This is a genomic window from Streptomyces pseudogriseolus, assembly GCA_002154585.1.
In the GTDB taxonomy this organism is placed as follows: domain Bacteria; phylum Actinomycetota; class Actinomycetes; order Streptomycetales; family Streptomycetaceae; genus Streptomyces; species Streptomyces pseudogriseolus.
Window position 1 is genome coordinate 1 of the sequence record MUNG01000031.1, and the last position, 18,992, is coordinate 18,992.

An 18,992-nucleotide genomic window follows, 5' to 3' on the forward strand; every position below is an offset into this window, starting at 1 on the left:
CGGGTGACCGGTGGGGGCGCGGGGGTGCTTCCGCCGCCCCCGATGCGCCGTTGATGCGCCCGGCCGGACGGGCGTCCAATGGGGAGCAGGTGTGCGCAGGCCCCAGCCCGAGGAGGGACCCATGGCCGAATCCCCCGGCACGACGCCCGACCCCACGCAGGAGCGCGAGACCGAGCAACCCGCCGAGGTCAGGAACCTCACCCTGATCGCCGCCTGCGGCTGCGGTTCGGGCTGCGGCTGCGGGTGCCAGTCGGGCAGCCCGTGCCAGTGCGGGTGACGCGCCGCGCGTCGCCGGTCCGGCCGGCATGACGAACGTACGGAGGCCCCGTACGCCGGTGACGGCGTACGGGGCCTTCGGCGTACGGGCGTGCTAGGCGGTCTGCTTCACGGGCTCGGTGTTGGTACGGGAAGCGGTACCGGTGCCGGTCGTGGCGTCGATGTCGGTGTCGTCCGGCAGCCGCCGCATGAGCAGCCCGTACCCGAGGCCGGCCACCGTGCCGACGACGGCGCAGGTCCCCCACAGCCAGGCCGCGCCCCACCGGTCGATGACGAAGCCGGACATCAGCGGGGCGACGAGGGCGGCGACCGCCCAGGACGAGGTGTAGACGCCCTGGTAGCGCCCGCGTCCCTGCACCGGGGAGAGCCGTACGACCAGACCGGTCTGGACGGGGGCGTTGACGATCTCGGCGAGCGTCCACACGCAGACGGTGAGGGCGAAGACGCCGACGGACCCGGCGAAGGCGGTGAGCCCGAAGCCGTACCCGGCGAGCAGCGAGGAGACGACGAGCATCCGGCGCGGGTCGCGGTGCTCGATCAGCCGTGTGACGGGCAGCTGGAGGACGACGATCAGGACGCCGTTGACGGCGATGGCCATGCCGAAGTCGGCGGGCGTGAAGCCGGCCTCGCCCATGGCGACCGGGAGTCCGAGGTAGCCCTGCTGGAAGACGAGGGCGATGAGGAAGGACAGCCCGACGACGCCCATGAACCGGCCGTCGCGCAGCACGGTGCCGAGGGAGACGGACTCCTCCTTGGTCCCGCCGGGTCCGGCGGGCTGCCGCTCCGGGCGGGACTCGGGCAGCTTGACGAAGACGAGCACGGCGCACAGGAGGGTCATCCCGGCCTCGATGAGGAAGCCGGCGAGGTAGCTGACCTCGGCGATGAAGCCGGCGCCCGCGGACGAGACCGCGAAGCCGAGGTTGATGGCCCAGTAGTTGAGCGAGAAGGCGCGGATACGGTCCTCGGGCCGCACGATGTCCGCCATCATCGCCTGCACGGCGGGCCGGGAGGCGTTGGACGCCATGCCGACGAGGAAGGCGACGGCCGCGATGGCGACGGGGTCGCGCACGAAGCCGAGCAGGGCGACGGACAGCGCGGTCGCGGTCTGGGCGACGAGCAGGGTGGGCCGCCGCCCGAGCCGGTCGGTCATGACGCCGGCGCCGAGGGAGGAGATCACCCCGCCGAGGCCGTGGAGGGCGACGACGAGACCGGCGTAGGAGGCGGAGTAGCCGCGGTCGAGGGTGAGGTAGAGCGCCATGAAGGTGGCGACGAAGGCGCCGAGCCGGTTGACCAGGGTGCTGGTCCACAGCCACCAGAAGGCGCGGGGAAGCCCTGAGACGGACTCGCTCAGGGCACGTCTGACTCCGGTGACTGACATGGGTGGCCCCCCTGGCGCCCGGGCCAGGCCCGGGATGACGTGTAGGTGACGACCGTCGAGGTGTAAGTGTCCACGGCGGCCAGCACACATTACGAAGGGAGGTCCTCCGGCGGCCACTCGATTAACAGATCCCGTCAACCGTCCGCCAGGCGGGCAGGGGGCGCGGGCCGTGCGGGGCGTCGATTACGCTCGGGCACATGGCCGACGCACCGTACAAGCTGATCCTCCTCCGCCACGGCGAGAGCGAGTGGAACGAGAAGAACCTGTTCACCGGCTGGGTGGACGTCAACCTCACCGCGAAGGGCGAGAAGGAGGCGACGCGCGGCGGCGAGCTGCTCAAGGAAGCCGGCCTGCTGCCCGACGTGCTCCACACCTCGCTCCAGAAGCGCGCGATCCGCACGGCCCAGCTGGCGCTGGAGGCCGCGGACCGCCTGTGGATCCCGGTCAGCCGCAGCTGGCGCCTGAACGAGCGTCACTACGGCGCCCTCCAGGGCAAGGACAAGGCGCAGACGCTCGCGGAGTTCGGCGAGGAGCAGTTCATGCTGTGGCGCCGCTCCTACGACACCCCGCCGCCCCCGCTCGACCGTGACGCCGAGTACTCCCAGTTCTCGGACCCGCGCTACGCGACCCTCCCGCCGGAGCTGCGCCCGCAGACGGAGTGCCTGAAGGACGTCGTCGTCCGCATGCTGCCGTACTGGTTCGACTCGATCGTCCCGGACCTCCTGTCCGGCCGCACGGTCCTGGTCGCCGCCCACGGCAACAGCCTCCGCGCGCTGGTCAAGCACCTGGACGGCATCTCGGACGCCGACATCGCGGGCCTCAACATCCCGACGGGCATCCCCCTGTCCTACGAACTCGACGCCGACTTCGCGCCGGTCAACCCGGGCGGCACCTACCTCGACCCGGAGGCGGCAGCCGCGGCGATCGAGGCTGTGAAGAACCAGGGCAAGAAGAAGTAGGCGCCCACGAGTAAGCCCCCTGCCTGCGGTTTCTCCGCGAGCAGGGGGCTTGTCGTTGCCTCTGGGCCGTCAACCCGTTGTTCGGGCCGTGCTCACTGTCCCGGAAGCTCCGGCTCCAGCCGTTCTCTCGTCTCCGCCCGGGCTCCTGCACCGTGCAAGGCCGAGACGGCCGCCGCCGCGTCCTCTTCGGGCACGCCGGCGAGAAGGACCGTGGGAACTCGCAATGCCAGGACCTTGCTGCGCCAGAGACTCAGTCCTGTCAGCCGACGCACGACCTGGACGACGTCCATCACGCGGACGCCGGGGTCGATGAGCACCACGTCGTGGGGCATGTCGTCGCACACCAGCCAGAAGTACGTGTCCGCCATCTCTCTCCCCGCCCTTCTCCAACTCCGACCGTACGAGCCTGCGTGCCCGCCGTCCTGGCTGGCTGTCGTCGACTGAGACACGGACGAGCCCGTATCCGACGCTGAGCAGGCGTCACCCCCCTGCGGCCGGCGCGGCGAGGCTGTGCATCCTGGCACCATGACGAACCCCGAGGGCCCGTACGTGAAGGTGCACTTCCGGCTTGAGACAGAGGACGACTGGCCCCCGGCATCGGTGGAGAGTCTGTGGGCGGTCGACCAGGGGGACGGGACTGCAAGGCTCGACAACATCCCCTGGTTCGTCAGAGGTATCGCCTGCGGGGACATCGTGGCCACCGAGCCCGACGAGGAGGGCATGCGATGGGCCGGCGAGGTGGTCAGGCGTTCCGAGCACCGCACCATCCGCCTCATCGTGCTTCGCGACGGCGGCTCGGGAGCCGCACGGCAGGGCGTGATCAACGCCTTCCACGACCTTGGAGCATACGGCGAGGGCATAGAACGGTTCGGCATGGTCGCCCTGGACGTCCCGCCCACCGCCGATCTCTCCAAGGTGCAGAGGCCGCTCAACCATGGCCTGGCCAAGGAGTGGTGGGACATGGAAGAAGGGTGCATCACCGCGCAGTGGCGGGCTACCTCTGCCGGCTGAGGCCGTGGTCGCCACTTCGTGAGGCACCGCAGAGGAGTCGGCGCGTACCGGGTGCTCACGCCTCGCTCGTCCGCCACCATCAAGGGGCAGAGCTGCCGACGACTTCCGCCAACTCGCCGGCGGCCTCAGGGGTCAGACGGTAGAACCCCTGCAGGCTGACCGAGCTCTCAAGACGGCCCTCCACCAGGTGCTTCAGACCGCGGGTCTGACCTCGGCGGTTGCGCCAGGCAAGTCTCGCAAGCAGGTCACCGGAGAGGGCCACATCGAAGCGTACGGGCGTCGCGTCCACATGCACCGCCATGGCGCCGCAGCCGCCGGCGCCTAGCATCGACCAGTCACCGTGCCCGGGATACGCAGGGTCCTCCCACGTTGCGGGAGCCACGCCGCAGCAGTCGCGTCGTTCCATGTCGATCACGCGCAGCTGACTCACCACGAAAACCTCTCGCCGGTTGACATGCAGCGCGTACACCTCGTCCCCAGCACGAGCACCCGTCCATGCGGGAAGGGAGGAGTGAACGCCGCTGAAGGCGACCGGCGGTCTCTCTCCCACCCGCCCCGCCTTGCGCAGCGCACGGCACGTGTCGTGGGTCCACAAGACGGTGAAGGCATCAGACATGCCGTGATCCTATGAACGGGGACTGACAGCCTCCCGCAGAGGACAGCACAGTGAACGGAACAGGTCTTACCGCCGGATGCGCGTCAGGCTTCCGCGGAGCAACTTGACGATCTCAATGGCTCGACGGGCCTCGCCGTCGTCATAGCCAGGATCACATCCATCTCGCGGGACCCGCAGTCGACGAGCACCACTTCGTGGGGCGGGTCGTCGCAGGTCAACGTGTAGTACGCGGCGGCTTCCTCGTCGGACATCGCGCCCTCCTGCCTCGGTGTTCGGGAGCGTAGGCGCCGCCGAAGGGGGCGGCTGCGGCTTTTCGAGCCGCCGACGGAACCCCCCTGGCTTCAGCGCCCCCGAGGCTCGGGTTGCCGTTTCGCGGGGGTCCGTCATCGGGCCGTTGGTGATCGCGCTGATTCTGGGGGCGTTCTCCGGGCTGGTGATGTGGCCGGCGGCCCAGCATCTGCGGTCCCTGAAGGACAGTGAACGGGCGTAGGCGGTTCTGCGCGAGGACGGGTCCTGCATGATCGGGCACTGCGCGGTCGAGTTCACGGTCGACGGGCGGACCGTCGTCGCGGATCTGCCGGCGGGCAGTGGCGGGGGCAAGCGGCACGTCGGGGCCGAGCTGACCGTTCGGTACGAGGCGGACGATCCGCAGGTGGTCGCCCGGGAGGAGGACGTCGACGGCGGAGGGGCGGCCGTGTTCACGGTGCTGTCGGCGCTCGGCGCGGTGTTCTTCCTCGTGCTGACGGGGATCGCGGCGGGCGCCCGGAGACGCAGGGGACGCAAGGAGCGCGTCCAGCCCGTCACGTGAGGCGGAACGGCCCACGGCGTCCGGGAAGGGCGGATGCCGTGGGCCGAGGCGTGGGCGCGGTCAGACCGCCAGGGGGACCTGCGTGCCCGGGGTCGTGCCCGGGTAGGCCTCGACGACCCGGTTCAGCTCACGCTGCATGTACCAGACGTTGAGGCCGAAGACGAAGGCCAGCCACGTGCTCGCGGCGGGGCTGCACGTCACCTGAAGGCCGGCCGCGCGCTGCGCGTTCGCGATCGCCTTGCCGGTGTTGTGGAACGAGATCAGCGGGGCGATCAGGGTCCAGCTCAGGAAGAGCAGCACCAGCAGGCTGCCGGCCGGGCTGAGGTTCTGCCGGCGGTCGTGCTCGTTCAGCTCCTTGTGGATCTTGTAGTACCAGACCAGCTGGTAGATGCCGAGCGTGATGAGCGGAAGGCCCAGCCACACGGCGACGGGGCCGCGGCGCTTCATGGCCAGTCCGTACTGGGGGGCCACGGCGATCGGGCCGGATTCGGTGGTGGGCTGCGTGTCGGCCATGGCGGCGCTCCAGGTACTGGTGCTGAGGGATGACTGCTGATCTCGGGCCGCGCCAGCATGACAAGAAGTAAGGGCAACGTGAAGATCCGTGATGATTTTATGAACGCTTTCGACACGCCACCGTGATCAACTACCGCCGCCGCAGGTCAGGCGCGCTCCCGGCGCCCCCGCTGGTGGCGGGCTCCCAGGGCCGTCAGGGCGGCCAGGGTGATGAGGCCGGTGGTGAGGTTCGCCGCCAGGCCCGCGTGGGCGAGGGAGGTGACGAGGTTGGCCGTGGCGGCGAGGGCCGCGAGGGTCCACAGGGCGGCCGTGCGGGTCGGGGAGGTGTCGGTCATGGTTGCGTGCTCCCAGCGGCAGTCGGGATGTCGGTTCCGTGGTTTCCACGCTAGGGAGCGGGACGTGCCGCGTCGGCCCGGCGAGCACCCCTGTTCGCGGTACAGCAGGCTGTACCTGACCGCCGGCCGCCGAGAACGCCGACGTGGGCGCGCCCGTCGAACACGGCAGGCACGCCCACGTACGCGGCGGAAGGTCAGCCCCGGGCCAGCAGCTCCAGCGTGTCGATCACCCGGTTCGAGAAGCCCCACTCGTTGTCGTACCAGGCGACCACCTTGACGTGGCGTCCGTCGACGCGGGTCAGCGCCGAGTCGAAGATGGACGACGCCGGATTGCCGGTGATGTCCGAGGACACCAGCGGGTCCTCCGAGTACTCGAGGACGCCGGCCAGCGGGCCCTCCGCGGCCGTGCGGTACGCGGCCAGCACCTCGTCGCGCGTCACGTCGCGGGCGACCGTCGTGTTCAGCTCGACGATGGAGCCGACCGGCACCGGCACGCGGATCGAGTCGCCGGACAGCTTGCCGTCGAGGTTCGGCAGGACCAGGCCGATCGCCTTCGCGGCGCCCGTCGTGGTCGGCACGATGTTGACGCCGGCGGCGCGGGCGCGGCGCGGGTCGCGGTGCGGGCCGTCCTGGAGGTTCTGCTCCTGCGTGTAGGCGTGCACGGTCGTCATGAACCCGTGCTCGATGCCGGCCAGGTCGTCGAGGACCGCGGCCAGCGGCGCGAGCGCGTTGGTGGTGCAGGACGCGTTGGAGACGATCGTGTGCAGCTCCGCGTCGTACGCGTCGGTGTTCACACCGTACGCCAGCGTCACGTCCGCGCCGTCCGAGGGCGCGCTGACCAGGACCTTCCGGGCGCCCGCGTCGAGGTGGGCGCGGGCGGCCTTGGCCGAGGTGAAGCGGCCGGTGGCCTCCAGTACGAGGTCGACGTCCAGGTCGGCCCACGGCAGCTGCGCCGGCTCGCGCTCGGCCAGCACCTTGATCCGGTGGCCGTCCACGACGAGGGTGTCGCCGTCCACGCTCACCGGGCGCCCGAGGCGTCCCGCGGTGCTGTCGAAGGCGAGCAGCCGGGCGAGGGCGGTCGGCTCCGTCAGGTCGTTGACGGCGACGACCTCCAGTCCGGTGTCCCGCTCCAGCAGGGCGCGCAGCACGTTGCGTCCGATGCGGCCGAATCCGTTGATGGCGATGCGAGTCATGAGTGGTGTCCCTTCCTCTCCTCACCCAGGCTCGCGCGCCGTCGGCGCCGCTGACAGTGGCGTGATTGCCAGGGTTCACAAGGATCTCGCCACGCGGCAACAGGCGCCCGCGAGGGCCCCGCCTACTCCCCCCGCGTGAACGTCCGCCGGTACTCGCTCGGCGTCGTACCGAGGATCCGCTGGAAGTGCAGGCGCAGATTCGCCCCCGTGCCCAGCCCCGTGTCGGCGGCGATCTGCTCGACGCTGCGCTGCGAGCGTTCCAGCAGCTCACGGGCCAGGTCGACGCGGGCCCGCATCACCCACTGCATCGGCGTGTAGCCGGTCTCCTCCACGAACCGCCGGGAGAACGTCCGCGGCGACACCCCCGCCTGCCGCGCCAGCACCTCCAGGGTGAGCGGCTCGTCCAGCCGGTGCAGCGCCCACTCCCGCGTCGCCGCGAACCGCTCGCCCAGCGGCTCGGGCACGCTGCGCGGCACGTACTGGGCCTGGCCCCCGCTGCGGTAGGGCGCCGCGACCAGCCGCCGGGCCGCGTGGTTGGACGCGGCCACCCCGAGGTCGCCGCGCAGGATGTGCAGGCACAGGTCGATCCCGGAGGCGGCGCCCGCCGAGGTGAGCACGCTGCCCTCGTCGACGAACAGCACGTTCTCGTCGACCTTGACGCGCGGATGCCGGGCCATGAGGGCGCGCGTGTAGTGCCAGTGCGTGGTGGCGCGCCGCCCGTCCAGCAGGCCGGTGGCGGCCAGCGCGAACGCGCCCGTCGAGATCGCGGCGAGCCGCGCGCCCCGCGCGTGCGCGGCGACCAGCGCGTCGACGACGGCCGGCGGCGGATCGTCACGGTCGGGGAAGCGGTACCCGGGCACGAAGACGATGTCGGCCCACTCCAGCGCGTCGAGGCCGTGCGAGACGGCGTACGCGAGGCCGTCCCCGCCGGTCACCAGGCCGGGCGCCGCCCCGCACACCCGCACCTCGTACGGCATGCTCGCGCGGGTCGTGAAGACCTGCGCGGGAATCCCGACGTCGAGCGGCTTCGCGCCCTCGAGCACCAGGACGGCGACACGATGCAGACGGGGTGCGGGCACGGCACGAGCCTACGCGGACGCGGCGGGAGTGGTTTCCGTCCGTGACCGCGACGGCCTTGTCCCGCCCGGCCGGCCCGCGCCGCGCGATGAAGCGGCCGGGACAGGGCGGTGGACCGTGAGGTCGCGGGCGGCCGCCCCCTGGCCGCCGCCCGCGCGGGCCTACGGGACGAAGGGGCCCGAGCCCAGCTGGTGGCCGCAGAGGGCGGCGACGCTGCTCGTGGCCTCGCTCAGCTCCAGCTCGGTCGTCGAGTCGGAGTCCGCTATGGACTCCAGACGCTCCGCGTCGGCGGACAGGTCCTCGGGCCCCTCGTAGCGGTCGGCCACGTCCGCGAGGTCGCCGGCTGCGGAGAAGACCGGGTCTCCGAACACCTGGCCGATGCCCAGCCGGCTCCCCAGCGAGTCGTACTCGTCGCAGACCTCCTTCTTCGTCGTGGGTCCAATCGAGCAGGCGGCGGTGGCCGCGGCGAGCAGCCCCGCGGCGGCCATGGCCACAGCGGCGCGTCGCAGGCGCAGGGCGTGGTGTGTCATCTCTTCCGTACCTTCCTTCTGGTTCCTGTCGCGTGTCGGGGGAGAAGGGGGTGCTACCGGCTCTCACCGCGCGGGCCGCGCCACCAGCGGGTCCGCTGCGCGGCAGGCATGGTCACCTGGGCGTCCCCGGCCGTGACGATCGCGCCGTCCATGTGCACGCTGTGTCCCGCGCTGACGGACACTCCGCCGTGCCGGGCGTCGTCCCTCCCGCCGTGCGGCTCGGGCGCGGCCTCCCGCGCGATCCGCAGGGCGCAGGCGGGATCGCCCGGCACGTGGAGATACGCCCGGGCCCGGGTCTCCTTGACCTGGAACGTGACGGGGTGGAACGTCGTCGCCTCGACGCCCGGGAGGCCCGCACGGACCACCGTGTCGTGGACGGCCTCGGAGACCAGGACCGCGGTGTCGCTCGTCGCCTCGTCGAGCGCCTGCCGCAGCGGCGCCCCGTCGCACAGGCGGAAGACGTGGTTCACCGCGTGGCCCGCGAAGCCGTGGCGGTCGCGGTGCACCGGGCCTGCGTGGACGGCGATCCTGAGCCGGAGCAGCGGGTCACTGCGCCGCCTGCCGCCCAGGCCCGCCTCCAGGCGCGGGAGCACGTCGGTGAACAGGGTTTCGAGCGGCAGGTCGGGGTCCGAGGGTATGACGACCAGGACCCCGTCCCCCCGGTCCTCGTGGCGGCACGACCGCCACCGTTCGTCGGTGAACGCCGACCGCATCTCGGCGTAAAGATCGTTACGGGCCCGCAGCTGAGCGTGGTCGCTGCGTGAACTGAACTCCTTGATGTCGGCGAAGAGCAGCTGGGAGTGCTGGGCATGGCTGGTCACGGCGGGTGTCGCTTCCTGTCGGGAGGTGGCGCCGCCCACGGGGGGGGCCGGCGGACTATGTGGTCGGGATCTGGAACATGCCGCAGCGCAGTTCCTGGCTCCTCGCGTCGACCAGCGAGAGGAAGATGCCGGCACGGCAGAGCTTCAGCAGTGCGTAGTCGTTGGGGTCGACCTGCCAGCGTCCGCCGGTGCGGACGAGCCGTACGGTTCCCTGGCCCTCGCCCTTCCAGCTGAGCATCACCTGGGCGCCCGTGGCGGTCTTCTCGGGCTCGCCCAGGCCGATCTCGTCGACCCGTTGGCGGTAGGAGGCGGCCTTCTCGGCGAAGACGGACCCCATCGTGCTCTCGCACGCCTGGTCACCCGGCGCCACCAGATGGCACCAGGACGCGGCGTCCCCGAGCCGCTCGGCGTTGCGGGTCTGCTCGACGGTGTGTCCGGCTCCGGGCAGCCCCTCCTCGTTCACGACGGAGAGGTCGACCCCGGACCCGTCCCCCGACCCCAGCGACACACCGGCCCAGGAGCCCGCGGACACGACGCAGACGGCGACGGCGCAGGCGGCCACCGGATGGGCCAGCGCCCACCGGTGTGCCCTTTTGAGGACGGTGACGTTGGTGACGTTGGTTTCGTGCCACCTGCCGATCCGCACGTTGTCGCCCACGCTGACGTCACGGCCGCCCGCGATGCCGTTGAACTCGACGTCACCGCCGGACCGGATGTCCACCCTGTGCTGTGCGCCACCCGCGTCCGGTTCGTCGTCCGGGTTCCGGCGCTGTGGTTGTCGCTGCTCATCGAGCATCTGTCATACCTGTCTACTCATGTGGCAATAAGGCACATGAGAGCAGCGCTTGGGCGATCAAATTGAGGCAACTGCCTCGTAACGAGAGGTGACTTCGAGACACTGCCGACGTGAGGCACATGACGTTCTGGGACTCGCTCGACCACGGCGAACGCAAGGCGATGACCCGCATCGGCCGCGAGCCCCGGCACCCCTTCGAGCCCGGTGACACCATCCTGCGGCAGAGTGAGCACGCCGACCGGGCCGCGCTGGTCATCAGCGGGATGTGCCGCGTGCTGTGGCACGGCGAGAACGACCGCACCACGTACCTGGCCACCCGGCGGGGCGGCGAACTGATCGGCGAGATGGGCCTGCTGGACGGAGGCCCCCGGACCGCGACCGTCATCGCGCTGCGGCAGACCTACGTCCGCTGGTACGCGGCCGAGGCGTTCATGGCGCTGCTGGCGGAGCACCCCGGAATCCTCGGGAAGGTCTTCCTGTCCGTGTGCGCACGCCTCAAGGAGTCGGACCACCACCGCATCGCCATCGCGAGCGCGCCCGCTCGGCTCAGGCTGGCCCGGCTGCTGCTGAGGCTCGCGGACGTCGAAGGTGTGGACACGGCCCAGGGGATCGAGGTCAAGGTGACGCAGACGGACCTGGGCAACTGGACCGGAATGGGCCGGGAGGCGGCCGGGAGGCGGGTCAGACAGCTCCAGCAGCTCGGATTTCTCGCCGTCACCCCGGCGCGGTCGCGCGTCACCGTCACCGATCCGGCGGGGCTGCGGCAGTACGCCTTCCATACGGAGGAGCCGGACGACAGGTCCGGCTGACCCGTCCCGCCGGTCGGCCACGGTGCGCGGCGCCCTGGCCTCACGGATGCATCCGCGCCCCCTTCAGCACCTTGTCCACCGCGTTGCGCGGGCCGTGGACCGCGAGGCCGACCAGGTCCAGGTCGGTGGTGCGGACCGCGCGGACGGCCGCGCGGTTGGCGTCGTCGTGGCCGGTCGCGAAGAGGTCGGAGGTGAAGACCGAGCGGGGCAGGGCGCGGGAGAGGGCGCGTTCGTGGGCCGCCCGCAGGGTTTCCTTGCCGCCCTGGAAGACCAGCACCGGCTGGCGGAACATCGGCAGGTAGGGCACGCCGTCCGCGTCCTCGTACGGCTGCCCGATCAGTTCGGGGATCTGCGTGCCCAGGCCGCTGACCAGGAACGCGGTGACGTTGAGGCGCTGCCAGGGCTCCAGGTCCTCGCGCAGCAGGACGGCGATCTTCGTGTCGAAACGGGTGCTCGTGCTCATGCCCCGAGACTGCCGCCCAGGGCCGCGCCGCGTCTTGTACGTTGTTTGCATGCCCGCCCCGGCATCCCCGCCCCCGGAACCAGCGCCGGCAGCAGCAGCGCCGGCGGCGTCACCGGCGCGCGTCTCCGCCTGGCGGCCCTCCGTCCCCGGTGTCGTCGAGGTGTTCCACGCCCGGTTCACCGAGTACGCCTACCCGATGCACGTGCACGACGCCTGGACGCTGCTGATCGTCGACTCCGGCGCCGTGCGGTACGACCTGGACCGGCACGAGCACGGCACCCCGGACGACACCGTGACCCTGCTGCCGCCGCACGTGCCGCACAACGGGGAGCCCGCCACCGCGGAGGGCTTCCGCAAGCGGGTGCTGTACCTGGACTCCAGCCGGCTCGGCGACGACCTCATCGGGGCCGCCGTGGACCGTCCCGACCTGCGTGATCCCCTGCTGCGGCGGCGCGTCGGGCAGGTGCACGCCGCGCTGGTGCGGCCGGGGGACGAGCTGGAGGCGGAGAGCCGGCTGACGCTGGTCGGGGAGCGGCTGCGGGAGCATCTGCGGTCGCTCGAGCCGGCCGCGTCCCGCCGCGTGGATCCCGTACTGGCGCGGCGGCTGCGGGAGTTGCTGGACGAGCGGGTGGCCGACGGGGTCACGCTGGCGGAGGCGGGCGCCGAGCTGTCGGCCCATCCCGCCCATCTGGTGCGGGCGTTCAGCACGGCGTACGGCATCCCGCCGCACCAGTACCTGATGTCGCGGCGGGTCGGGCGGGCCCGGGGGCTGCTGCTTCAGGGGTGGCCGCCGAGCGCGGTCGCGGCCGCCGTCGGCTTCTACGACCAGGCCCACCTCACCCGGCACTTCCGCCGGCTGGTGGGGGTCACTCCGGGACGCTACCGGGCGACGGGCGCAGCAGGTGGGTGAACGCGTCCAGGTTGCGGGTGGACTCGCCGCGTGACACGCGCCAGGCGTACTCCTTGCGGATCGCGGTGGCGAAGCCCAGTTCCAGCAGGGTGTTGAAGCTGCCGTCGGCGGCCTCCAGTACCTGCCCGAGCAGCCGGTCGAGCTCCTCGGGGGTGATCGCGGGCAGCGGCAGGCGGCCGGTGACGTAGATGTCACCGAGCGGATCGACGGCGTAACTCACGCCGAACAGCTTGAGGTTGCGCTCCAGGAGCCAGCGGTGGACGCCCGCCTCGTTCTCGTCGGGGTGGCGGATGACGAAGGCGTTGAGGGACAGGGTGTGCCGGCCGACGATCAGGGAGACCGTCGTGGACAGCTTGCGGGTGCCGGGGAGTTTCACCACGTAGGTGCCGGGGTCCGGGCTCTCCCACTCCAGCTCGGCGTCCTTCAGCACACCCTCGACGATCCGTGCCGCCCGCTGCTCCGCTTCCGTGTCAGCCATGGTGGGAGCGTACGTGACGGCGGTGGGCGTGGGTCGCGGCCGTGTAGACGTCGGCCGTGGCGGCGGCCGCGGTGTCCCAGCCGAAGGACAGGGCGTGCCGGGCGGCGGCCTCGCCCATCCGGTCGGCGAGTTCCGGCTGCTCGGCGAAGTCGCGCAGGACGCGCGCGTAGGCGGCCGGGTCGTGGCCCCGGATCAGGAAGCCGGTCTCCCCGTCGCGCACGGCGACCGGCAGGCCGCCGACCTCCGCGGCGAGCACCGGGGTGCCGGACGCCTGCGCCTCTATGGCGACCAGCCCGAACGACTCGCTGTACGACGGCATGACCAGCACGGACGCGGCGCGGAACCAGTCCGCGAGCTCCTCCTGTCCGACCGGCGGGTGGAAGTGGACGACGTCGGCGATGCCGAGCCGGGCGGCGAGCTTCTGGAGCCCCTCCGGCTTGGCGAGGCCGCTGCCGCTGGGGCCGCCGACCACGGGCACGCACAGCCGGGAGCGCAGCTCGGGGCGGTCGGCGAGCAGCACGGCCACCGCGCGCAGCAGCACGTCGGGGGCCTTGAGGGGCTGGATGCGGCCGGCGAAGAGCGGGATGAGGGCGTCCCTGGGCAGGCCGAGGCGGGCGCGGGCGGCGGCGCGGCCGTCGGCGGGGCGGAAGCGGCCGAGGTTCACCCCGGGGTGGACGACGGCGACCTTGGCGGGGTCGGCGGCGTAGTGGTGGACGAGTTCGCCCGCCTCCTCGGAGGTGTTGGCGATCAGCCGGTCGGCGGCGGCGACGATCTGGGTCTCGCCGATGACGCGGGCGGCGGGCTCGGGCGTGTCGCCGTCGGCGAGGTTGGCGTTCTTGACCTTGGCCATGGTGTGCATGGCGTGCACCAGGGGGACGCCCCAGCGCTGGGCGGCCAGCCAGCCCACGTGGCCGGAGAGCCAGTAGTGGGAGTGGACCAGGTCGTAGTGGCCGGGGCGGTGTCCGGCCCAGGCCTGCATCACGCCGTGGGTGAACGCGCACAGCTGGGCGGGCAGCTCCTCCTTGGCGAGTCCCTCGTAGGGGCCCGCGTCGACGTGCCGGACGAGGACGCCGGGCGCGAGCTCGACGACGGGCGGGAGGGCGGCCGTGGTGGACCGGGTGAAGATCTCCACCTCGATGTTGATCGCGGCGAGGCGCTGGGCCAGCTCCACGATGTAGACGTTCATGCCGCCGGCGTCGCCGGTGCCCGGCTGGTGCAGTGGTGAGGTGTGCACGGAGAGCATCGCCACGCGGCGGGGCCTGCGGTGCAGCCGCAGGCGCGGCGGTGCGGCGGGGGAGCGCCGCCCGAGCCTCGCGATGTACTGGCTCACGTGGCGTTCCTCCTCGCTGCGGGCACGGCTGGGAGAGGGCGTAGGACCCTCGGTGACGTCAACATCGGAACGCCGCGTTCCCATTTCCGCGCGGCGCCGTCGGTGGCGGTCTTTGCCGAAACATTGCCTTGTCTAGCTCAACCGTTCGAGTCCGGGGTGCGTGGCGATGGCGGGCGCACGCGCCGCGATCCGGGGGCGGGTACTCCGTACGGCCGTCCGCGGTTCCTGGGCGGATGCCTCGTACGGCCGTCCGCAATCCGGGGCGGGTACCCCCGTACCCTCGTCCTCATGACACCGCGTCCCGCCTCCGCCCCCGTGGGCACGGTGACGCGCGGCACCACCAACCCCAACCGGCTGCGCCGCATGGACCGCTGGATCGCGGCCGCGCACGGCACCGAGCTGCGCCGCGCCGCCGACCCGCTCGCCGTCGACCTCGGCTACGGCGCGGCGCCCTGGACCGCGCTCGAACTGCTGCACAGGCTGCGCACCGCGGCGCCCCGCACCCGGGTGGCGGGCGTGGAGATCGACCCGGCCAGGGTCGCCTCGGCACGCCCGTACGAGCGGGAGGGGCTGGTGTTCCTGCGCGGGGGCTTCGAGATTCCCGTGCCGGGCAGCCCGGTCCTGGTCCGCGCGGCGAACGTGCTGCGCCAGTACGACGAGGGGGAGGTCGCCGGCGTGTGGCGGCGGCTGTGCGCGCGGCTCGCCCCGGCCGACCAGGCGGCCGGCTCGCGCGGCGGGCTGCTGGTCGAGGGGACCTGCGACGAGATCGGACGCCGGCACGTGTGGGTCGCGCTCGGCCCCGAGGGACCGCGCACCGTCACCTTCGCGACCCGGCTGGGCTCCCTGGACCGCCCCTCCGACCTGGCCGAACGCCTGCCCAAGGCGCTCATCCACCGCAACGTCCCCGGCGAGCCGGTGCACGCCTTCCTGCGCGACTTCGACCGCGCCTGGGCCGCCGCCGCGCCCTACGCCTCGTACGGCGCGCGGCAGCGCTGGATCCGGGCCGTGCGGGACCTCACGGCCGACTGGCCCGTGACGGACGGTCCGGCGCGCTGGCGCCAGGGCGAAGTCACCGTGCGGTGGGGGGCCTTGGCGCCGCGCGGGTGGTGACGCCGGCCGCGCGGGTGATGACGACACCGGAGGCCCGGACTCCGGGTCGCCGGGCGGGAACGATCTCCCCCGGCCGTTCGTCACACCGGCGGGACGAACGGCCGTACGGGGAACAGCGGGACGGAAGGGGCGTTGTCCACAGCCCCTGTCGTTTCGGGCCCGCGCATGGCAGCATCCCTTCGACAGCGGAAAGTTACTGACGATTAACCAGGCGGGGGTGCACGCATGGGGGCAGGCAAGCGCGGAGTGCTGACGGCGGCCGTGACCGTGGTCTGCGCGGTCACCGTACTGGCCGTGCCCGGTACGGCGTTCGCAGCGCCCACTCCCCCGCCGGGCCCGGGCCCGGGCGCGCAGGCGAGCGTCACCGTGGTCACCAGCGACGAGGAGCTGGAGGCCGTCCGCAAGAAGCTCGACGCGCTCTACCGCGCGGCCGCCAAGGCCACCGACGCGTACAACGCGGCCGAGGAGAAGGCCCGGCAGCAGACCGCGCAGGTCGTCCGGCTGGCGAAGAAGATCGTCGAGGGCCGGGAGAAGCTGGCCGACCTGAAGACCCGCGCGGGCGCCGCGGCGGCCGCCCAGTACCGGGGCGGCGGGCTGCCGCCCGAGGCGCATCTGGTGCTGAGCGACGACCCGCAGGAGTTCCTCGACGGCGCGGGCCGGGCCCGCCAGGGCCAGCACGCGGCCAAGGGCCTGATCGGCGAAATGACGCGCACGCAGGCGGACTTGGAGGAGTACGCCGAGGACGCGCGGGAGCAGATGCGGAAACTGGAGGCGGGCCGCAAGGCCAAGGCCGCCGCGCAGAAGCGGATCGAGAAGCAGATCAAGGCGGCCGAGAAGCTGGAGGCCGACCTCGAGCAGGAGGAGAAGGAGCGGCTGGCCCGGCTGGAGCGGCAGGCCGCCGCCCGCGCCCAGGCCACCTGGCTCAGCTCCGGCGTGCTCGACGAGCTCACCTCGAAGGCGACCGCGCGGGGCCGGAAGGCCGTGGCGTACGCCACCGCGCAGATCGGCAAGCCTTACCAGTGGGGCGCGGAGGGTCCGAACACGTTCGACTGCTCGGGGCTGACCTCACAGGCGTGGCTGGCCGCCGGGAAGACCATCCCGCGCACGTCGCAGATGCAGTGGCAGCAGCTGAAGCGCGTCGACGTCAAGGACATGCGGCCCGGCGACCTCGTCATCTACTGGGCCGACGCCAGCCACGTCGGGATGTACGTGGGCGACGGCACGATCGTCCACGCGCCCCGCCCCGGACGCACGGTGACGCTCGCCGGCGCCGGCTCGATGCCGATCCTTGGCGTCGTACGGCCCGACCCGGGCACGGAGTAAGGCCTCGAGGGGCTCCGGCGGCGGGCTCAGAGCCGTGTCCGGCGGCCCCAACGGCCCGGTGACACGGGCCACGTGACCCACCACACGTGGATCTCGGGGTCAACGCGCCGTGGACGTGACGTTCGTCATCCCGGCGCCATCTCCGGCCTGTCCAACTGCGGTAGCAAACGCGGCATATGACAGCGGCCGTTGGCCGGGCGGCGTGGTTCACACCATTCCGCTGCGGCGCGGTCACCCGCTATGGTCCCCGTTCGAAGGGGCATCCCCCGCCCGCTCACGCCGGACACACGCGGGGGACAGGGCCGAGATCCGTCGCCCCCGCCATGCCCTCGGGGGGAGGGAAGGAACCCGGAACAATGCCCGCACCCGTACCGCGGCAGAGAGCGATCCCGGCCGCGGAAGGTGGTCAGGGGCCGGTCGCCGCACCGAACGAGTCCGCACAGGAGTCGCCCGAGAACCGGACGGCGGCCCCCGAGGCGGCCGCCCCGTCCGCCACGGCGACGACCGCGACCGCCGCCACGACACCCGCGCAGCTCACGCTGCTGCTGATCGAGAACGACCCGGGCGGCACGCCGATCGTGCCCGACCTGCTCGACCAGGCCGGGCGGCCGATGCGCATCCGCACCGCCCGCAATCTCACCGAGGCCGAGCGGCTGCTGACCGACGACGTCCACTGCATCCTGCTGGACCTGGCGCTGCCCGCGCCCGGCCGGGCGGACGACGGCGACGAGCTGGCCGTGCTGCGGCACGTCCTGGAGCTGGCGCCCCGGCACGCCGTCCTCGCCCTCACCGGCGCGGACGACACCGAGCGCGGCGCCGAGGCCGTACGGGTCGGCGCGCAGGACTACCTGGTCCGCGACGAGCTGGACGGCCGGCTGCTGAGCCGCGCCATCCGCTACGCGGTGGAGCGCAAGCGGTCCGACTCCGCGGAGCGGCGGCTCGCCGAGGGCCGGCTGCGCGCGCAGGAGAACCGCCGCCTCGAGCGCGGCCTGCTGCCGACGCCGCTGCTGGACGGCTCCCCGCTGCGGTTCGCCGCCCGCTACCGGCCCGGCCGCTCCCGCGCCCTGCTCGGCGGCGACTTCTACGACGTGGTCCGCACGCCCGACGGGACCGTGCACGCCATGATCGGCGACGTCTGCGGGCACGGCCCGGACGAGGCGGCGCTCGGCGTGGAGCTGCGCATCGCCTGGCGGGCGCTGACCCTGGCCGGGCTGTGCGGGGACCAGCTGCTGAGCACGCTCCAGCAGGTGCTGGAGCACGAGCGCCCGGACGACGAGATCTTCGCGACGCTGTGCACGGTGGACATCGCGCCGGACGGCCGCCGGGCGGGCCTGTGCCTGGCCGGCCACCCGTCGCCGCTGCTGGCCCGCCCCGGCATGCCGGCACGGCTGCTGCCGTACGACAACAACGGCCCGGCGCTCGGGCTGCTGCCGGGCGCCCGCTGGCCGCGGATGCAGGTGGAGCTGGGCGCCGAGTGGAGCCTGATGCTCTACACCGACGGTCTGATCGAGGGCCGGGTCGGCGACACCGGGGAGCGGCTGGGCCAGGACGGCATGGTGGAGATGATCCGCCGCAGGCTCGCCGAGGGCCTGAGCGGTGAGGAGCTGCTGCGCACGGCCGTCAACGAGGTCCGCGACCTCAACGGCGGCGAGCTGACGGACGACGTGGCGGTACTGCTGCTGGACCGGACGCGCTGAGGCATCGGGACGGCCGCGGGCCGTCCGCGCAGTTCCCCGCGCCCCTTCGGGCGCACCCATCCGCGGACGGAACTGCGCGTCCCGGTCAGCGGCCCCCGTTGTACGGCCCGTACGGGCCGTCGCTGCTGGAGCCCCGGCGGGACCGGCCGCCGCCCGGCAGGCCACGCAGCGCGGGCCGCACGTCCACCATGTACACGATCGTCGCGATCAGACCGATGATCGGCAGGAACGACAGGATGTTGAAGATCAGGTTTACCACGAAGGCGAGACCCAGGATGATCAGCCAGAACGGCTTGGTCTTCTTGTCCGCCGCGCGGTAGGCGTCCTCACGGCGGACGGCGGCGTCGATCAGCGCGAAACCGCTGAACAGGATCAGCGCCATGCTCAACAGCCACATGAAGTTAGCGAAGCCCTGCATCAGCACTACGTCCACCACCCGTAATCGGCTCGTCCACCGCGCCGTCGTCCTTGCCGCGCCGCCGACGGGCGCCACGTCGTCTTCCCGCCGTCACCGTACCCGCATCCGCCGGTCGGCTACCCGGAAGAACGGGCCGGGCAC

Annotated in this window: 24 protein-coding genes; 9 read left to right on the plus strand and 15 right to left on the minus strand. The window is 72.5% G+C overall.

Features of this window, described 5'->3' with window-relative positions:
* The first annotated feature begins 121 nt into the window (after positions 1-121).
* A complete protein-coding gene (locus CCN29_RS35575; RefSeq protein ID WP_006133908.1) occupies positions 122-277 on the plus strand; it encodes a hypothetical protein in 156 nt (51 codons plus the stop codon).
* 93 nt (positions 278-370) lie between these two features.
* Here CCN29_RS35575 and CCN29_RS04400 read toward each other — a convergent pair whose 3' ends face one another.
* The gene (locus tag CCN29_RS04400; protein WP_031020211.1) at positions 371-1,654 is read right to left on the minus strand and encodes an MDR family MFS transporter; all 1,284 of its coding nucleotides are present in this window, start codon (positions 1,652-1,654) and stop codon (positions 371-373) included.
* A gap of 197 nt (positions 1,655-1,851) precedes the next feature.
* On the opposite strand from CCN29_RS04400, the gene CCN29_RS04405 reads away from it, so the two are divergent.
* Positions 1,852-2,613 (plus strand): phosphoglyceromutase, encoded by a 762-nt coding sequence (locus tag CCN29_RS04405; RefSeq protein ID WP_006133910.1) that lies wholly within the window; start codon positions 1,852-1,854, stop codon positions 2,611-2,613.
* Positions 2,614-2,705: 92 nt separating this feature from the next.
* Here CCN29_RS04405 and CCN29_RS04410 read toward each other — a convergent pair whose 3' ends face one another.
* Positions 2,706-2,981, minus strand: coding sequence for a ribosomal protein L7/L12 (locus CCN29_RS04410; protein ID WP_086680132.1), 276 nt, complete (start codon positions 2,979-2,981; stop codon positions 2,706-2,708).
* A gap of 157 nt (positions 2,982-3,138) precedes the next feature.
* Here CCN29_RS04410 and CCN29_RS04415 point away from each other — a divergent pair, with 157 nt between their 5' ends.
* On the plus strand, positions 3,139-3,624 hold the full coding sequence (locus CCN29_RS04415; protein ID WP_006133912.1) for a DUF4265 domain-containing protein: 486 nt from the start codon (positions 3,139-3,141) through the stop codon (positions 3,622-3,624).
* 79 nt (positions 3,625-3,703) lie between these two features.
* Here the strand turns inward: CCN29_RS04415 and CCN29_RS04420 are convergent, their stop codons facing one another.
* On the minus strand, positions 3,704-4,240 hold the full coding sequence (locus CCN29_RS04420) for a hypothetical protein (protein WP_006133913.1): 537 nt from the start codon (positions 4,238-4,240) through the stop codon (positions 3,704-3,706).
* An 83-nt stretch (positions 4,241-4,323) separates the two neighbouring features.
* Positions 4,324-4,491 (minus strand): hypothetical protein, encoded by a 168-nt coding sequence (locus CCN29_RS35285; RefSeq protein ID WP_199810560.1) that lies wholly within the window; start codon positions 4,489-4,491, stop codon positions 4,324-4,326.
* Positions 4,492-4,757: 266 nt separating this feature from the next.
* On the opposite strand from CCN29_RS35285, the gene CCN29_RS04430 reads away from it, so the two are divergent.
* Positions 4,758-5,048 carry a hypothetical protein gene (locus CCN29_RS04430; protein ID WP_006133914.1) on the plus strand — a complete coding sequence of 97 codons (291 nt, stop codon included), beginning with the start codon at positions 4,758-4,760 and terminating at the stop codon, positions 5,046-5,048.
* A 60-nt stretch (positions 5,049-5,108) separates the two neighbouring features.
* On the opposite strand, the gene CCN29_RS04435 is transcribed toward CCN29_RS04430, so the two are convergent.
* The 7 genes from CCN29_RS04435 to CCN29_RS04465 all read right to left on the minus strand — a co-directional run bounded on the left by CCN29_RS04435 (position 5,109) and on the right by CCN29_RS04465 (position 10,313).
* Positions 5,109-5,561, minus strand: coding sequence for a DUF4234 domain-containing protein (locus CCN29_RS04435; protein WP_006133915.1), 453 nt, complete (start codon positions 5,559-5,561; stop codon positions 5,109-5,111).
* A 146-nt stretch (positions 5,562-5,707) separates the two neighbouring features.
* Positions 5,708-5,896, minus strand: coding sequence for a hypothetical protein (locus CCN29_RS04440; protein ID WP_006133916.1), 189 nt, complete (start codon positions 5,894-5,896; stop codon positions 5,708-5,710).
* Positions 5,897-6,090: 194 nt separating this feature from the next.
* Positions 6,091-7,089 (minus strand): type I glyceraldehyde-3-phosphate dehydrogenase, encoded by a 999-nt coding sequence (gap, locus tag CCN29_RS04445; RefSeq protein WP_006133917.1) that lies wholly within the window; start codon positions 7,087-7,089, stop codon positions 6,091-6,093.
* Positions 7,090-7,211: 122 nt separating this feature from the next.
* Positions 7,212-8,168, minus strand: coding sequence for a GlxA family transcriptional regulator (locus CCN29_RS04450; RefSeq protein WP_031020205.1), 957 nt, complete (start codon positions 8,166-8,168; stop codon positions 7,212-7,214).
* A 159-nt stretch (positions 8,169-8,327) separates the two neighbouring features.
* Positions 8,328-8,696, minus strand: a complete 369-nt coding sequence (locus tag CCN29_RS04455) for a hypothetical protein (protein ID WP_006133919.1) — start codon at positions 8,694-8,696, stop codon at positions 8,328-8,330.
* A 53-nt stretch (positions 8,697-8,749) separates the two neighbouring features.
* The gene (locus tag CCN29_RS04460; RefSeq protein ID WP_031020204.1) at positions 8,750-9,517 is read right to left on the minus strand and encodes a nucleotidyl cyclase domain-containing protein; all 768 of its coding nucleotides are present in this window, start codon (positions 9,515-9,517) and stop codon (positions 8,750-8,752) included.
* Between the two features lie 55 nt (positions 9,518-9,572).
* Positions 9,573-10,313 (minus strand): hypothetical protein, encoded by a 741-nt coding sequence (locus CCN29_RS04465; protein ID WP_063834528.1) that lies wholly within the window; start codon positions 10,311-10,313, stop codon positions 9,573-9,575.
* A 119-nt stretch (positions 10,314-10,432) separates the two neighbouring features.
* Between CCN29_RS04465 and CCN29_RS04470 the strand changes: the two genes are divergently transcribed.
* Positions 10,433-11,122, plus strand: a complete 690-nt coding sequence (locus CCN29_RS04470; protein WP_006133922.1) for a Crp/Fnr family transcriptional regulator — start codon at positions 10,433-10,435, stop codon at positions 11,120-11,122.
* A gap of 40 nt (positions 11,123-11,162) precedes the next feature.
* Here CCN29_RS04470 and CCN29_RS04475 read toward each other — a convergent pair whose 3' ends face one another.
* Positions 11,163-11,585 (minus strand): DUF2000 domain-containing protein, encoded by a 423-nt coding sequence (locus CCN29_RS04475; protein WP_031020202.1) that lies wholly within the window; start codon positions 11,583-11,585, stop codon positions 11,163-11,165.
* A 49-nt stretch (positions 11,586-11,634) separates the two neighbouring features.
* Between CCN29_RS04475 and CCN29_RS04480 the strand changes: the two genes are divergently transcribed.
* The gene (locus CCN29_RS04480) at positions 11,635-12,495 is read left to right on the plus strand and encodes a helix-turn-helix transcriptional regulator (RefSeq protein ID WP_051792105.1); all 861 of its coding nucleotides are present in this window, start codon (positions 11,635-11,637) and stop codon (positions 12,493-12,495) included.
* Here the strand turns inward: CCN29_RS04480 and CCN29_RS04485 are convergent.
* Both CCN29_RS04485 and mshA read right to left on the minus strand, forming a co-directional pair.
* Positions 12,452-12,973, minus strand: coding sequence for a type III secretion system chaperone family protein (locus CCN29_RS04485; RefSeq protein ID WP_006133925.1), 522 nt, complete (start codon positions 12,971-12,973; stop codon positions 12,452-12,454). The genes CCN29_RS04480 and CCN29_RS04485 overlap by 44 nt on opposite strands.
* On the minus strand, positions 12,966-14,303 hold the full coding sequence (gene mshA / locus CCN29_RS04490) for a D-inositol-3-phosphate glycosyltransferase (RefSeq protein WP_006133926.1): 1,338 nt from the start codon (positions 14,301-14,303) through the stop codon (positions 12,966-12,968). Before mshA ends, CCN29_RS04485 begins: the two co-directional genes overlap by 8 nt.
* Positions 14,304-14,591: 288 nt before the next feature.
* Here mshA and CCN29_RS04495 point away from each other — a divergent pair, with 288 nt between their 5' ends.
* The 3 genes from CCN29_RS04495 (at position 14,592) to CCN29_RS04505 (ending at position 18,433) form a co-directional block, all read left to right on the plus strand.
* Positions 14,592-15,413, plus strand: a complete 822-nt coding sequence (locus CCN29_RS04495; RefSeq protein ID WP_086680134.1) for an SAM-dependent methyltransferase — start codon at positions 14,592-14,594, stop codon at positions 15,411-15,413.
* Between the two features lie 225 nt (positions 15,414-15,638).
* A complete protein-coding gene (locus CCN29_RS04500) occupies positions 15,639-16,736 on the plus strand; it encodes a C40 family peptidase (protein WP_031020199.1) in 1,098 nt (365 codons plus the stop codon).
* Between the two features lie 356 nt (positions 16,737-17,092).
* Positions 17,093-18,433 (plus strand): PP2C family protein-serine/threonine phosphatase, encoded by a 1,341-nt coding sequence (locus CCN29_RS04505; RefSeq protein ID WP_086680136.1) that lies wholly within the window; start codon positions 17,093-17,095, stop codon positions 18,431-18,433.
* A gap of 85 nt (positions 18,434-18,518) precedes the next feature.
* Here the strand turns inward: CCN29_RS04505 and CCN29_RS04510 are convergent, their stop codons facing one another.
* Positions 18,519-18,851 (minus strand): DUF2516 family protein, encoded by a 333-nt coding sequence (locus CCN29_RS04510; RefSeq protein ID WP_031020197.1) that lies wholly within the window; start codon positions 18,849-18,851, stop codon positions 18,519-18,521.
* Between the last annotated feature and the right edge of the window lie 141 nt (positions 18,852-18,992).

Bases quoted from the DNA above. Each gene is read 5' to 3' on its own strand.
- CCN29_RS04510 (WP_031020197.1), bottom strand. From the start codon at position 18,851: ATGCAGGGCTTCGCTAACTTCATGTGGCTGTTGAGCATGGCGCTGATC.
- CCN29_RS04475 (WP_031020202.1), bottom strand. From the start codon at position 11,585: ATGAGCACGAGCACCCGTTTCGACACGAAGATCGCCGTCCTGCTGCGC.
- CCN29_RS04505 (WP_086680136.1), top strand. From the start codon at position 17,093: ATGCCCGCACCCGTACCGCGGCAGAGAGCGATCCCGGCCGCGGAAGGT.
- CCN29_RS04480 (WP_051792105.1), top strand. From the start codon at position 11,635: ATGCCCGCCCCGGCATCCCCGCCCCCGGAACCAGCGCCGGCAGCAGCA.
- gap (WP_006133917.1), bottom strand. From the start codon at position 7,089: ATGACTCGCATCGCCATCAACGGATTCGGCCGCATCGGACGCAACGTG.
- CCN29_RS04470 (WP_006133922.1), top strand. From the start codon at position 10,433: ATGACGTTCTGGGACTCGCTCGACCACGGCGAACGCAAGGCGATGACC.
- CCN29_RS04465 (WP_063834528.1), bottom strand. From the start codon at position 10,313: ATGCTCGATGAGCAGCGACAACCACAGCGCCGGAACCCGGACGACGAA.
- CCN29_RS04420 (WP_006133913.1), bottom strand. From the start codon at position 4,240: ATGTCTGATGCCTTCACCGTCTTGTGGACCCACGACACGTGCCGTGCG.
- CCN29_RS04410 (WP_086680132.1), bottom strand. From the start codon at position 2,981: ATGGCGGACACGTACTTCTGGCTGGTGTGCGACGACATGCCCCACGAC.
- CCN29_RS04440 (WP_006133916.1), bottom strand. From the start codon at position 5,896: ATGACCGACACCTCCCCGACCCGCACGGCCGCCCTGTGGACCCTCGCG.
- CCN29_RS04435 (WP_006133915.1), bottom strand. From the start codon at position 5,561: ATGGCCGACACGCAGCCCACCACCGAATCCGGCCCGATCGCCGTGGCC.
- CCN29_RS35575 (WP_006133908.1), top strand. From the start codon at position 122: ATGGCCGAATCCCCCGGCACGACGCCCGACCCCACGCAGGAGCGCGAG.
- CCN29_RS35285 (WP_199810560.1), bottom strand. From the start codon at position 4,491: ATGTCCGACGAGGAAGCCGCCGCGTACTACACGTTGACCTGCGACGAC.
- CCN29_RS04500 (WP_031020199.1), top strand. From the start codon at position 15,639: ATGGGGGCAGGCAAGCGCGGAGTGCTGACGGCGGCCGTGACCGTGGTC.
- CCN29_RS04405 (WP_006133910.1), top strand. From the start codon at position 1,852: ATGGCCGACGCACCGTACAAGCTGATCCTCCTCCGCCACGGCGAGAGC.
- CCN29_RS04415 (WP_006133912.1), top strand. From the start codon at position 3,139: ATGACGAACCCCGAGGGCCCGTACGTGAAGGTGCACTTCCGGCTTGAG.
- CCN29_RS04400 (WP_031020211.1), bottom strand. From the start codon at position 1,654: ATGTCAGTCACCGGAGTCAGACGTGCCCTGAGCGAGTCCGTCTCAGGG.
- CCN29_RS04430 (WP_006133914.1), top strand. From the start codon at position 4,758: ATGATCGGGCACTGCGCGGTCGAGTTCACGGTCGACGGGCGGACCGTC.
- CCN29_RS04455 (WP_006133919.1), bottom strand. From the start codon at position 8,696: ATGACACACCACGCCCTGCGCCTGCGACGCGCCGCTGTGGCCATGGCC.
- CCN29_RS04485 (WP_006133925.1), bottom strand. From the start codon at position 12,973: ATGGCTGACACGGAAGCGGAGCAGCGGGCGGCACGGATCGTCGAGGGT.
- CCN29_RS04495 (WP_086680134.1), top strand. From the start codon at position 14,592: ATGACACCGCGTCCCGCCTCCGCCCCCGTGGGCACGGTGACGCGCGGC.